Source organism: Floccifex porci (assembly GCF_009696175.1).
Classification (GTDB): Bacteria; Bacillota_I; Bacilli_A; order Erysipelotrichales; family Erysipelotrichaceae; genus Floccifex; species Floccifex porci.
Window position 1 is genome coordinate 51,908 of the sequence record NZ_VUMM01000004.1, and the last position, 13,443, is coordinate 65,350.

At 34.2% G+C, this 13,443-nt stretch carries 16 protein-coding genes and 1 riboswitch; of the genes, 13 read left to right on the forward strand and 3 right to left on the reverse strand.

The features are described from left to right. Genes FYJ50_RS03640 through FYJ50_RS03665 form a run of 6 tightly spaced genes read left to right on the forward strand, consistent with a single transcriptional unit; the run spans position 1 to position 4,880 of the window. Entirely contained in the window at positions 1 to 321 is a 321-nt protein-coding gene (locus FYJ50_RS03640) for a PTS lactose/cellobiose transporter subunit IIA (protein ID WP_154459669.1), read from the forward strand. Position 322: 1 nt separating this feature from the next. After that, positions 323 to 655, forward strand: a complete 333-nt coding sequence (locus FYJ50_RS03645; protein ID WP_154459670.1) for a PTS sugar transporter subunit IIB — start codon at positions 323 to 325, stop codon at positions 653 to 655. A 24-nt stretch (positions 656 to 679) separates the two neighbouring features. Then, positions 680 to 2,008, forward strand: a complete 1,329-nt coding sequence (locus tag FYJ50_RS03650) for a PTS sugar transporter subunit IIC (protein ID WP_154459671.1) — start codon at positions 680 to 682, stop codon at positions 2,006 to 2,008. A gap of 39 nt (positions 2,009 to 2,047) precedes the next feature. Continuing rightward, positions 2,048 to 3,118 (forward strand): aminopeptidase P family protein, encoded by a 1,071-nt coding sequence (locus tag FYJ50_RS03655; RefSeq protein WP_154459672.1) that lies wholly within the window; start codon positions 2,048 to 2,050, stop codon positions 3,116 to 3,118. Between the two features lie 10 nt (positions 3,119 to 3,128). Continuing rightward, positions 3,129 to 4,298 carry a MalY/PatB family protein gene (locus FYJ50_RS03660; RefSeq protein ID WP_154459673.1) on the forward strand — a complete coding sequence of 390 codons (1,170 nt, stop codon included), beginning with the start codon at positions 3,129 to 3,131 and terminating at the stop codon, positions 4,296 to 4,298. 15 nt (positions 4,299 to 4,313) lie between these two features. Further along, complete coding sequence (locus FYJ50_RS03665) at positions 4,314 to 4,880, forward strand: RDD family protein (protein WP_154459674.1); 567 nt, start codon at positions 4,314 to 4,316, stop codon at positions 4,878 to 4,880. Positions 4,881 to 5,103: 223 nt separating this feature from the next. On the opposite strand, the gene FYJ50_RS03670 is transcribed toward FYJ50_RS03665, so the two are convergent. Beyond that, a complete protein-coding gene (locus FYJ50_RS03670; protein WP_154459675.1) occupies positions 5,104 to 5,457 on the reverse strand; it encodes a hypothetical protein in 354 nt (117 codons plus the stop codon). Positions 5,458 to 5,599: 142 nt separating this feature from the next. Beyond that, positions 5,600 to 5,726, forward strand: a riboswitch (SAM-I-IV-variant riboswitch). Between the two features lie 36 nt (positions 5,727 to 5,762). On the opposite strand from FYJ50_RS03670, the gene metK reads away from it, so the two are divergent. From metK to FYJ50_RS03690, 4 genes are read left to right on the forward strand one after another with little or no spacing between them, the layout of a single operon-like run. Then, a complete protein-coding gene (gene metK, locus FYJ50_RS03675; protein WP_338082992.1) occupies positions 5,763 to 6,863 on the forward strand; it encodes a methionine adenosyltransferase in 1,101 nt (366 codons plus the stop codon). Positions 6,864 to 6,903: 40 nt separating this feature from the next. Next, complete coding sequence (locus tag FYJ50_RS03680) at positions 6,904 to 7,671, forward strand: ZIP family metal transporter (RefSeq protein WP_154459676.1); 768 nt, start codon at positions 6,904 to 6,906, stop codon at positions 7,669 to 7,671. A 46-nt stretch (positions 7,672 to 7,717) separates the two neighbouring features. After that, positions 7,718 to 9,061, forward strand: a complete 1,344-nt coding sequence (locus tag FYJ50_RS03685; RefSeq protein WP_154459677.1) for an MATE family efflux transporter — start codon at positions 7,718 to 7,720, stop codon at positions 9,059 to 9,061. A 50-nt stretch (positions 9,062 to 9,111) separates the two neighbouring features. Further along, positions 9,112 to 10,029 carry a nucleotidyltransferase family protein gene (locus tag FYJ50_RS03690; protein ID WP_154459678.1) on the forward strand — a complete coding sequence of 306 codons (918 nt, stop codon included), beginning with the start codon at positions 9,112 to 9,114 and terminating at the stop codon, positions 10,027 to 10,029. Positions 10,030 to 10,041: 12 nt separating this feature from the next. Here the strand turns inward: FYJ50_RS03690 and FYJ50_RS03695 are convergent, their stop codons facing one another. Both FYJ50_RS03695 and FYJ50_RS03700 read right to left on the reverse strand, forming a co-directional pair. Further along, positions 10,042 to 10,602, reverse strand: a complete 561-nt coding sequence (locus tag FYJ50_RS03695) for a YdcF family protein (RefSeq protein WP_154459679.1) — start codon at positions 10,600 to 10,602, stop codon at positions 10,042 to 10,044. Then, the gene (locus FYJ50_RS03700; RefSeq protein ID WP_154459680.1) at positions 10,589 to 11,584 is read right to left on the reverse strand and encodes a nucleotidyltransferase family protein; all 996 of its coding nucleotides are present in this window, start codon (positions 11,582 to 11,584) and stop codon (positions 10,589 to 10,591) included. Before FYJ50_RS03700 ends, FYJ50_RS03695 begins: the two co-directional genes overlap by 14 nt. A gap of 108 nt (positions 11,585 to 11,692) precedes the next feature. On the opposite strand from FYJ50_RS03700, the gene FYJ50_RS03705 reads away from it, so the two are divergent. The 3 genes from FYJ50_RS03705 to FYJ50_RS03715 are packed head-to-tail and all read left to right on the forward strand — an operon-like array spanning position 11,693 to position 13,402. Beyond that, on the forward strand, positions 11,693 to 12,214 hold the full coding sequence (locus tag FYJ50_RS03705) for a YceD family protein (protein WP_205946409.1): 522 nt from the start codon (positions 11,693 to 11,695) through the stop codon (positions 12,212 to 12,214). A 12-nt stretch (positions 12,215 to 12,226) separates the two neighbouring features. Beyond that, positions 12,227 to 12,397 (forward strand): 50S ribosomal protein L32, encoded by a 171-nt coding sequence (gene rpmF / locus FYJ50_RS03710; protein WP_154459682.1) that lies wholly within the window; start codon positions 12,227 to 12,229, stop codon positions 12,395 to 12,397. Positions 12,398 to 12,439: 42 nt separating this feature from the next. Continuing rightward, entirely contained in the window at positions 12,440 to 13,402 is a 963-nt protein-coding gene (locus tag FYJ50_RS03715) for an ADP-ribosylglycohydrolase family protein (RefSeq protein ID WP_154459683.1), read from the forward strand. Positions 13,403 to 13,443: the final 41 nt, after the last annotated feature.

The window sequence follows — 13,443 nt, forward strand, 5'->3', positions numbered from 1 at the left end:
ATGACAGAAACGGAGCAAAAAATTCTGATGATGATTTCATCATCAGGAGAAAGTAAAGCGAAAGCGTTTGAAGCTTTAAATCAGGTGGCAGAAGGTCAATATGATAAAGCTAGAGCTTTATTAAAAGAAGCACAGGAAATTGATTTGGAAGCGCATAAAGTTCAGACACAATTGATTACAGCTGAAATGTCCGATTCAGAAGATAAACCAGAAATGAGTTTATTGATGGTCCATGCACAGGATCATTATATGACATCGCAATTGGCTCGTGATCTGATTGAAAAATTAATTGATGTTTTTGAAAAGAAAGAAGGGAAATAGTATGAAGATTTTATTATGTTGTGCAGGTGGGTTTTCCACAACTATGCTGATGGATAGTATGAAACGTGTTGTGAAAAACAGTAAAAAGCTAGATGAAAATACATTCACATTTAAAGCCATTCCTGTTGATTTACTTCAATCGGAAGTAGAAGATACAGATGCTTTGGTTATTGGACCACAAATTGCACATAAACTGGATGCCATTAAACCAATTATTGAACCTTATCATATTCCATATGTAATTGTTGATAAAGATACTTATGGAAAAATGGATGGGGCAACAGTAATGAAAATGGTATTTATTGCTCAGAAAAAAGCGCAAATGAATAAATAGTATTAGAGAAGAGAGGAAAAAATTATGTTTTCAGCATTTGAAAATTTCATGAATAAATATTTAACACCCATTGCGAATAAAATGGATAAAGAAGTTCATTTAAGTGCCGTTAAAAAAGCAATGGTTGCGATGACTCCATTATTGATTATTGGTAGTTTCTGTCTGATTCCAGAAGCCATTCCAAATATGATTGGAGAAAACAACATTGTTTCTCAATGGATCTTAAATAATCTGGATACCATTTATATTCCATATAATGTAGGTATGGCTCTTATGTCCTTATATGTTTCCGCTATTATTGGATATCATTTAGCCAATTCACATAAACTGGATGTTCCAGGATGTGTAAGCATGGCCATTATTGCGTATTTGATGATGGCTGTAGAATATACAGAAGATGGTGGAATTTCTCGTACATATTTAGGACCTAAAGGTCTGTTCGTTGCGATTTTTGCATCCTTAGTGGCAGTTGAATTGTATCGCTGGTGTAAAAAGAAAAACTTTACAATTAAAATGCCGGAATCTGTACCTGATTTTGTGTCTCGTTCTTTTGAAATGATTCCTATTTCTGTTATTGTTATTGGATTCTTTTTAATTATTCGTATTATTTGTATCAATGGACTGCATACAATGCCACCTCTAATCTTTACAAATATTTTAGCACCATTAGTTGGATCTATGGATAATCCATTTGCGGTTACATTCTTACAGATGTTACGTTGTTTACTGTTCTTCTTTGGAATTCACCCATCTGTATTATCTCCTGTAACAAGTCCAATTTCGACACAGTTCTTAGCAGAAAACATTGCGGCTGTACAAGCTGGAAAAGAAGCTATGCACTTCTTCTGTCCAGGACCTGAATCAGCATTTGGTAACTTTACAGGAACAGGGGTAACATTTGGACTGGTATTCTGGTGTTTATTATCTAAATCAAAAGCACAGAAACAGATTGGACGTGTGGCATTAATTCCAGCTTTATTTGGAATCAATGAACCAATCTTATTTGGGGCACCAATTGTATTAAACCCAATTTTCTTTATTCCATATGTAATCTGTGGTGGTATTATTGGAACCATTCCTTACTGGATGATGCATTTTGGATGGTTATCATGCTCAATCTTTACACCACCTTATGTAGGGGTATTCTTAGAAGGTTATTTAACAAATCTGGATCCAATGTCAATTGTTGCCAATGCGATTCAGCTGGTATTATCCATTTTAGTATGGTATCCATTCTTTAAGATTTATGAAAAACGTGAATTGGAACAGGAAGCTATGAATATGGCAGAATCAAATAGTGCCATTTCTGAGGAAGATGCAAAATTACTGGATGATTTAGATTTAGATTTCTAAAAGACAAGTGAAAGCTTGTCTTTCTTTAGGAGAAAAAGAATGGCAAAAAGATTAAACAAAATGTTTCAATTTATGCAGGATAGACAAGTCGATGCATTATTGATAAAAAGTAAAACAATGAAACGATATATCGATACGCTTACTGGTGGAGGGTGTAAAATCTTATTCACAAAAGAAAAAGGGTATCTTATACTGGATGGACGTTACTTAACGGAAGCAAAAGAAAAAGAATCGGATCTGGAAATACGATTATTAGGAATCGGACAAAGCTATTTAGAGGTTGTCAAAGAAATTTTAAAAGAGAATTGTTGTCAGTCTTTAGGAGTGGAAATGGATCAGATTTCTATATTTGAATATGAAAAGTTAAAGAAGATGGATATTTCCATTCATTTATATGATGAAGAAATTTCTTTGATTCGTGTTGTGAAGGATGAAGATGAAATCAGAACATTAAAAGAAGCCATTGAGATTACGGATACAATTTATAAAAATGTACTGGAACGAATTCATACTGGAATGAATGAATATGAAATCAGTGCTTTGCTACAGTACTTTTCCATTTCTTCTGGAGCTCAGCAAATGTCTTTTGATACCATTGTTGCCACTGGAGAAAGAACGGCTCTTCCTCATGGCAGACCTACAAGTCGATGTGTAAAGGAACATGAGCCGATTTTAATGGATTTTGGAATTCAGTATAAAAATTATCAGTCAGATATCACAAGAATCTGTTTTATTGGACAACCATACGATCCAATCGCAAAGATTTATGATACGGTTCTAAAAGCTAATTTAGCTGGAATTAAAGCCATTAAAGAAGGTGCCATTGCCTGTGATGTGGATAAAGCTGCTAGGGATGTAATCGATCAGGCTGGCTATAAAGATTATTTCAATCATGGATTGGGACATGGAATTGGAGTGGACAATGGAAGTGAGTATCCCATTTTAAATCCAAAATCAAAAACGATATTAAAAGAAAATATGGTGATGTCCTGTGAACCAGGTATTTATGTTCCAGGAATTGGAGGAATTCGTATTGAAGACGATGTATGGATTCATGATGGAATTGGAATTCCTTTAAATAAAACGACAAAAGAAATGATTATTCTGTGAGGAAAAAGTAATGAAATACAATTTTGATGAAATACACAATCGATTGGGAACCTATTGTACGCAATGGGATTTTATTGAAGATCGATTTGGAGAAAAAGAGCTGCTTCCTTTTTCGATATCCGATACAGATTTTAAAGCACCTGAACCTGTTATAGAAGCTTTACAGTCATTAATTCAGAAAGGGATATATGGATATACCCGATGGAATCATCATGACTTTAAAGGAAGCATTGCTTCTTTCTTTGAAAGAAGACACGATACAAAAATAGAAGAAGACTGGGTCGTTTATTCTCCTAGTGTTTTATATTCGATCAGTTTATTAATTCGTCTTCTGACAAAACCAGAAGATAAAATTGTAGTGTTTAGACCGATGTATGATTCTTTTTTCAGTGTAATCGAAGATAATAATCGAATTCGTATTGAATGTGAAATGACTGTGAATAAAGGTCGATTTGAAATTGATTTTGAATTGCTGGAAAAACAGTTAAAAGAAGCTTCTATGTTTTTATTGTGTTCTCCACACAATCCAACGGGAAGAATCTGGACAAAAGAAGAATTGGATCGAATGATTGCGTTATGTAAGAAATATGATGTACCAGTTGTATCGGATGAAATTCATATGGATGTTCAATTAAGAAATCGAAAACACATTCCGATCCTTAAATATTTAAATGAATTTGATTCATTATATCTGGTTTCTTCTTCCTCAAAAACATTTAATATACCAGGATTAATTGGTTCGTATTGTATTTTTCCAGACTCAGATATAAGAGAAAAATTTATACATCATACACGTAAAGTTGATTTCTTAAATTCTGTGAGTCTTCCTGGAATGATTGCGACCATGACAGCTTACAATCAATGTGATGATTACATTGACCAGTTAAATGATTATATTAAGGAAAATATGAAGTATGTTAAAGAATATTTAAATCTTCATCACCCTCAAATTCATTTTGAAATTCCGGATGCGACCTATCTTGCCTGGATCGACATTACAGAATTGCCTTATTCAGCCAGACAAGTTCAGGATGCCCTTGTAAAGGTTGGAAAAGTGGCCATTATGCAGGGAGAAACCTATGGAATGGATAAATATTTACGTTTAAACTGTGGCTGTCCAAGGGAAAAATTAATAGAAGGATTGCATCGTTTCACCAAAGGGATACAATCTTTAGAATAGAAAGCGAGAAATAGAATGGCAAAAAGAATACAAAGAAAAGATGCACCAACCACAAATCGACTGATGGCTTATGCGATTGACTGGGCCTTAGGAGGAATTGTTTCTGGACTTCCTGCCGTACTGATTTATGGATTTGTGACACAGAGCAATGAAATGTTTTCTGATTTATATGTTTTTGAAGCTTTAGGATACAGTAAATGGCTGGCTCTTTTTACAGGTCTATTGTGTCTGGTCTTCAGTTATCTTTATTATGTTGTCATTCCATATAAGAAATTTAAAGGACAGACAATTGGAAAGAAAATTATGAAAATTGAAATCGTATCTCAACAGGAAACACCTGTATCATTAAAACAATTATGGATACGTAATGCATGCATTCTTTTATTAGAATGTCCAATGTATGTGATTTCCAGATATTTTCTGCAGATGATTACTTTAATCATACGCTTTCAGGTGGAAAGTGTTTGGACCTTTGTTGGAATTGCTTTAACAATTGTTTCTTCTTTTATGGTGATTTATACAAAAGATCATCTGGCCATTCACGATCGCTTATCAAAAACTAAAGTTGTACAAAGTATGTAATACAAAATAGTCCACTTATTTCAAAATTGTAAGTGGACTATGTTTTTATTAAAAACGGTTTTGTTGAATCAATTCTGGTCTGGATACGATTGGATTGTTTCCTATTATAAAATCATATGTTACCCTTAAATTCTTTCTGGAATATTTGATTTATAAACCTTACTTTTATTATGCAGGAAAGAAAAGTATTTAATAAATCCAATCAATTTGTTTGATATGGCTGTTAGTTGCTAAGACAAATACGAATTGCTTCTGCCTCTTTTCGATCCTCTTTATATTGATCTGTACCAACTTGTGTTTTTTCTTTAGAGACATAAATAGCACAAATTGTTCCATCTTTCATTATTATTTTTAATCCTACAAATAAATATGGCTCAGAAAAGATACCAGCAGGTAATGGACCATTTGGAACCACTGCTAAAAAAGGTTCCTGTTTTCCTCTTTTACTTGCTTTTTCATTCAAAATCCATACTTTATCAATATCACAAAGATTATAAGAACCTGTTGTACCATCCAATATTGTAAAAGTATCTGAATCAAATGAAACACTTCTAAATGATTTCTTGATGTAATTCATAGTTGGTTTCCTTTTATTTTTTGATAACGTATCTTTAAAATTATTATATTATAAATACATAAAAATATAAATAGCAATAAAAAATAGTAATGCAAAATGATATGTTATGCTTGCAATATAAAAAGAAATTGCTATAATACATATACATTATCAAGAGATGAAGTAGAGGGTTAGCTCAATGACTTCACACCAACCTGTCAGCAGAAAAAGTTGGCAAGGTGGTTCAACTAACATAGATAAGAAGACATATTTCAAGTTACGTGCTTCTTATCGCACGTTTTTTTTATTGTAAGGAGGTTATAAACGTGAAAGATTTTATTTTTACAAGTGAAAGTATTACAGAAGGTCATCCAGATAAGGTTTGTGATAAAATTGCGGACTCAATTTTAGATGAGGCATTAAGACAAGATCCAGAAAGTAAAATGGCAGTGGAAGCGACCATTAAAGATGATTTTGTATTAATTTATGGAGAAGCCAATACAAAAGCTCATATTGACTATGAAAAAATCGCGAAAGATACGATTAAAAAAATTGGTTACACAGAAGATTATTCAGTCCTTGTAAAAGTCAATAAACAGTCTTCAGAAATTAACAGTGCAGTCATCAATCAGGAAAATGATGAAGTAGGAGCTGGAGATCAGGGGATTATGTTTGGGTATGCCTGTAACGAAACAAAGGAATTATTGCCTGCTCCTATTTATTATGCACATCAGCTGGCTTTACAGCTGACTCGTCTGAGAAAAAATGGTAATCCATATATTAGACCAGATGGAAAGACACAGGTATCTGTAGAATATAAAGACAACAAAGTGAAACGAATTGATACCATTGTAGTTTCCACTCAACATTCGGCTTCCATTTCACAGGAAGATTTAAGAAAATTAATTATGGAAGAAGTGATTTTACCAGTTATGGATCCAGAGTTGATCGATGAAAATACAAAATTTCTGATCAATCCTTCTGGAAGCTTTGTAGTAGGGGGTTCTTTTGGGGATTCTGGAACGACAGGAAGAAAAATTGTCTGTGATACATATGGAGGAATGGGACGTATAGGAGGAGGATGTTTCTCTTCAAAAGACCCATCAAAAGTTGATCGCAGTGCAGCTTATTATTGTCGTTACGTAGCTAAAAATGTTGTCGCAAATCATTTGGCTTCTCGCTGTGAAGTGCAGGCAGCTTATGCCATTGGTAAAAGCCACCCTGTTTCTTTATGTGTGGATACGTTTGGCACAGGTAAACAAAGTGATGAAGAATTACTGGAAATCATTAAAAGAAACTTTAATTTTGAAGTTGGAAATATCATTCGTGAACTGGATCTGAAGAAGCCAATTTATGAAAAAACTTCTTGTTATGGACACTTTGGAGATCCTCAGTTCAGCTGGGAAAAAATAAAAGAAATGAAGTAAATCATTTGTAGAAAATCAGGAATTCGATTATACTAACTTTATGATCTGGTTAGGAATCTGGATTCCTTTTTTAGGAACCGTTTTAGGAGCATCCTGTGTATATTTATTAAAAAAGTGCAGTCCGCTTATGACAAGATGCATGAGTGGAATTGCCGGTGGTGTTATGGTAGCTGCCTCTATCTGGAGCCTGATACTGCCATCGATTGAAGAATCTGTTTATTTAGGAAAATTTTCATTTGTTCCATGTCTGATGGGATTATGGCTGGGGGTAGTTCTGCTTCTGGTTCTGGATCGTGTGATTCCTCATATGCATATAAATCAGGAAGAAGAAGGTCCGGAAAGTCATTTATCGAAAACAACCAAACTGATGCTGGCTGTTACTTTGCATAACATTCCAGAAGGGATGGCTGTAGGTGTGGTTTTTGCCGGTGTCTTATCTGGACAGGTGGAAATGTCTTTATTGTCTTCTTTTGTACTGGCTGCTGGAATTGCGATTCAGAATTTTCCAGAAGGGGCAATCCTTTCTCTTCCACTGAAAAATCTGGGAATGTCCAGATATAAAGCTTTTGCATTAGGAGCCATTTCAGGAATTGTAGAACCCATTGCCAGTATTTTGACCATACTGTTTTCAAAATGGATTTTGGCTGGATTGCCATATTTTTTAAGTTTTGCTGCTGGGGCAATGCTTTATGTTGTTGTAGAAGAACTGGTGCCAGAAATGTCAGAAGGGGAACATTCAAACTGGCCAACCATTTGTTTTATGATTGGTTTTACATTAATGATGGTGCTGGATATAGCACTGGGATAAAAGTAGAAACCCTTGGGCGTTCTACTTTTTGTTTGAGGAAAGTGATATGAAAGATGTTGATTTAATAAAAGGAAGTATATGGAAATCCATTGTATTGTTTTCAATCCCTCTATTAATTGGAAACTTGTTTCAGCAATTGTATAATACTGTGGATTCCTATGTAGTTGGAAATTATATATCCTCTCATGCTTTGGCAGCAGTCGGACAATCCACTTCGATTATCAATATGCTGGTTGGATTGTTTATGGGATTGTCAACAGGAGCTGGGGTCATTATCAGTCAATATTATGGAAGTGAAAATTTTAAAGAATTGAAACAGGCTATCCATACATCTTTAGCCCTTACGTTTGTATTGTGCATTGTATTTACTCTTATTGGAATCGCAATGGCTCATCCCATTTTAGTATGGATTGGATCTCCCCAGGAAGTATTGCCGCTGGCAACGACTTATCTGCAGATTTATTTTGCCGGTGTTTCGTTTATGCTGATATATAATATGGGATCGGGTATTTTAAGAGCGCTGTCGGATTCAAAGAGTCCGTTGATTTATCTGATGTTTTCCAGTGTGGTAAATATTATACTGGATTTAGTATTTGTGCTTATACTGGACTTGGGAGTTGCAGGAGTTGCCATTGCGACAACCATTGCACAGTTTGTGTCCGCTATGCTTGTACTCTATAAATTAACCCATACAGAAGAAATATATAAAGTGGAATGGAAACAGATTCGATTTTCTGCTCCTATATTATCTCGTATTGTATCCATTGGATTTCCGGCAGCTATTCAGAATGCGATCGTTTCTTTTTCCAATGTACTGGTTCAATCTTATATATCTTCCTTTGGAGCTGCAGCGGTAGCTGGATATAGTACAACGGTAAAACTGGATGGGTTTTTACAACTTCCTATTCAGAGTTTCTCAATGGCCATCACCACATTTTCTGGTCAGAATTATGGAGCCGGTCTGTATAAAAGAGTGCGCAAAGGATTGATGGTTACATTGGCTTTGTGCTGTTTTATCATAGTATCGGGTTCTTTGATCATGTATACTCATAGTGAATTCCTGGTTTCTTTATTCACAAAGGATGCCAAAGCTATACGGGCTGGAATGACAATGATATCTGTTTTTGCTCCTGCTTATGTCACATTGCCATTCTGTCATGTGATTGCCGGTTCCCTAAGAGGAATGGGACAGGCAAAAGCACCTATGGTTTCTATGATCTTCTGTTTTGTTTTTTTGAGACAGCTGTATCTCTATATCGCAACCTCTTTTCATCCATCTCTGGTGACCGTTTTTTTAGGATGGCCTTTGACATGGATCATAAATGCGATGATTATGATTATTTATTACATTAAGTATTCAAAAAAGTTGAAAATGAAAGAGTTTGCATGAATATAATATAGAATATGTTATAATATTTAATACGAAAAGGAATTGATAAAATGAAAACTACATTAATTATTATGGCTGCTGGTATCGGTTCACGATTTGGTGGTGGCATTAAGCAATTAACGGAAATGGGAAAACATAAAGAACTGATCATTGATTATTCAATCTATGATGCGATGGAAGCTGGGTTCAATAAAGTTGTTTTCATCATTCGAAAAGACATTGAAAAAGAATTTAAAGAAAAAATTGGAAATCGTATTGAAAAATATATTGAAGTTCAATATGTTTATCAGAGTCTTCAGGATATTCCTGAAGGATATAATGTTCCAGAAGGACGAAGTAAGCCATGGGGAACTGGACAGGCAATTTTATGCTGTAAAGACGTTGTAAAAGAACCATTTGTGATCATCAATGCGGATGATTACTATGGAAAAGAAGCGTTTGTGAAACTTCATGATTTTCTGATTTCTAATAAATCAGAATCCGATTACTACAATATGGCAATGGCTGGATTTATTCTTAAAAATACATTGAGTGCAAATGGTACAGTAACTCGTGGTATCTGTATTGTAGATGAAAATGAATATCTGGCAGATATTTATGAAACAAGAGGGATCAAAGCTATAAAGGATCAGATTGTATGTGATAATTCTTATGTACAACAATGGATTACTATGGATCATAAAGCCAGTATGAATATGTGGGCAGGATATCCGGATTTTATTGAATATCTGGAATATGGATTCAAAGAATTTTTAAATCATTTATCAGAATACGATCTAAACACAAAAGAATTTTTATTACCAGAAATAGTGGGTCAATTGTTGAAAGAAAACAAGGCAAAAGTTAAAGTGTTAGAAACGCACGACAACTGGTTTGGGATTACTTATCTGGAAGATAAAGAACGTGTTCAGAATGAATTTGTTCAATTGATTGAAAAAGGGGTATATCCAGAAAAATTATGGAAATAAAAGGTCTAACGGTTAAGATTTCTTAACTGTCAGACCTTTTTTACATATATCTTTTATATCATTTCCAATATAGATCCAGCGGGCAAAAAATTCTCTTAGAATGTGTTTGATACGATGTTCAGGATAATAGATTCCAGAATAGTCTTTAAAATACTTTTTACAGATGGCACAGGCTCTTCCAATATGAGTCTGGGAAGAAATGACCAGTACAGAAGCATCTTTTATAATTTTATGAGTGTATTCAAAATTTTCAAATGTATTTTTTGACTGGGTTTCTAAAATATAAGGAATGGAAATTTTATCCTGTATATAGCGATTCATTTCTATGCTTTCTACATATTGATTCTTATTGGCTCCTCCACTAATGACCATAGTTTTGTAATAGCCTTTCTGATAGGCTTTAATTGCTAAATTACATCGTTTAATTTGAGATGTACATAAACTTCCATCTTTTCGATTGGGACAGCCTAAAACAATGGCATAGTCGTATACTTTCTTTCGTTTGGGAATGGGTGGAAAATAAACAAAATATACAATAATGAATCCTGAGACAATCAGACTAATAACGATCATAAATTATCATCCTATCTTCTATATTTGAAAATGTAGTATATAAAGCTTTTGATTTTCTTTCTACTTCCTGTAAAAATAAAGGCAGATCCTTAAATCTTGTATAGATGGGTTTCTCCTTTTTTTCTTTTAAAAGACTTTGACCAATGGAATCAAATCCTAAAACACGACAACCATAAAAGGAAGAAGGCATATCTTCTTTTCGAATCTGTAGAAGAATCATCATACAGGTTCTTTGGATCCGAGCTTTGGTATAGGTTTTAGAAATACAGGCATTTAAAAAATCGTTCCAGTTTTTATGATGACTGGCCTGAATGAAACGATATTCAATTCCTTCATTTACTAAATGAAATTGGGCCAATGATTCAGGAGAGCTCATTTGAAGAAAATATCGCAAATAAGGATAATAGGAATTCCAATTCTGTTCCAGGTGAAAGTATTCCTGAAAATCCTGATTTGTATAATAGGCATCCAGTCTTGTTTGTGTGGCACTTTTAAATGCTTCCTCTCTTTGAATAGAAATGGGCTGAATCTTAAATTCTTTGCAATGTTGAATATATTGATAACCTAATATGTCATTTGGCTTTAAAGACAGTTTCTGATTCTGATTGATATTTTTCTTTGGATCTATGGTTTCTTTTAATGAAATGGACTGAAGAGTATTTATATCATTGGATTCAGAACCAAAACAAAGACAATCGATATCTAAGACAGATAAAGACTGAATGGCATATCTGGCAAAATAATCAGCACTTTGACAGGCAAAACAGGCAGGCAGTTCCAGTACCAGATTGGCACCATATTTCAAAGCCAGTTTTGTTTTGTCATGGCGAGATAAAAAACTGGGCAATCCTCTTTGTGAATAAAAAGAAGATACAATGACAATTAAACAGTCGCATTGCGTGATTTCTTTTGACTTTTGGATATGATAGATATGTCCTTTATGAAAAGGATTGTATTCGGCAATAATTCCACATGTTTTCATGAGTTAATCATATCATAATTTTAAAAGTTTGAAAGATTTCAATTCAAATCATATTGACTTTAACTTTCGCTTTGTTTATAATATTCAATGCGACATGAGGTGAGGATCGTGAAATTTACTAAGAAAGATTTTCTAAACGCACAAAATCATACCATTACAATTGATGAATGGATTGCGATTGAGGAAAACGATCTCCTTCATCATACTCAAGTCAAGTCCATACCGGAGGTACACGTTACTGGTACTTTACAGTTTGATGGATCCACATTGGTATTCAGTGATCTGGATTTAAACGGAACATTAATTGTTTTAGATTCCATCACAGATGAAGACTTGGATGTGGCATTTGACACGAAGTCGCAAGAAACGTATTCATTTGTTCCTGTTAAACAAGAGGAATGCAATGAAGACATTATCGTGGTAAAAAAAGATACAATTGATATCAATCCGGAAGTGTTCCAGGCCATTCTATATGAAGCGCCTATGAGCTTAACAAGACTTCCAAGAAGTCAATATCCTAAAGGAGATGGATGGCAATTGTTATCGGATCAGGATGAAAGAAAACCATCTATTGATCCACGATGGGAAAAGTTAAATGAATTCAAACTGGATGAAGATGAAGATAACTAGGAGGTGCAAGCAATGGCTGTTCAACAAAGAAGAGGATCAAAAACTCGTAAAGCGAAACGTAGAACTCACTACAAATTAAGTAAACCAGCGTTAACTCGTTGCCCTAACTGTGGTGAATATAAACTTGCTCACAAAATGTGTGCTTGTGGTGAATACAACGGTAAACAAATTATTGCGAAATAGTTTTTGAAAGTAGGATAACCTACTTTTTTTTATGGAGGAAATATGGAAAATCGGTTATTGGGATGTATAGTGGGTGGAGCTATTGGAGATGCATTGGGATATGAAGTGGAATTCTGGCTTCAGAAAGAAATTGAAGAACAGTATGGAATTCTGGATCGTTATATCTTACATGAAGGAAAAGCATTAATTTCTGATGATACACAAATGACTTTATTCACGATGGAGGGGCTGATTCAGGAAGGTGAAGATATTCTGGATTCGATTTACAATGCTTATCTGGACTGGTTAAAAACACAACAGTATAAAACCATTCAAAAGGGAAGAAGTTCTTTATTGGAATTTCAGGAACTATATTCCCAAAGAGCTCCTGGATATACTTGTTTAAGTGTATTAGAGGCCAATGAAAGAGGAAGCATTTATCGTCCCATTAATCATTCAAAAGGATGCGGAGGAATTATGAGAGTGGCTCCTATCGCCTTTTTAAAAAAGGATATTCTTTTTAAAGATCAGCTGGCAGCTCAGGTTTCCGCTTTGACTCATGGGCATCCTCTGGGATATATTCCTTCGGCTTATCATGTACATATATTATCCAGATTATTAGAAGGATATACATTAGTGGATGCAATCAAAGATGCAAATCGCGTAATTCCATCTATATTTGAGGGAAGTGAGAAACTGATCCGATTAATAGAGGATGCCATTACTTTATCCAAAAATACATTATCGGATGTAAAGAATATTTCTTTACTGGGACAAGGATGGGTAGCTGAAGAAACATTGGCCATTGCTTTATATTGCTGTTTACGATATGAAAAGGATTTTAATAAAGCAATTGTTGCATCTGTTAATCATGATGGAGACAGCGATTCAACGGGATTGGTCACTGGAAATATTTCAGGTTTACTGACTGGCTATGATAAAATTGAAAAACAGTGGAAAGATTCTTTGGAGTGTATGGATATTATTTGTATGGAATGTAAAAAATTTATTGAAAAATTGAAATAATTGCTTGCATATAAAAGATGGACATGATATTATATGGAGGC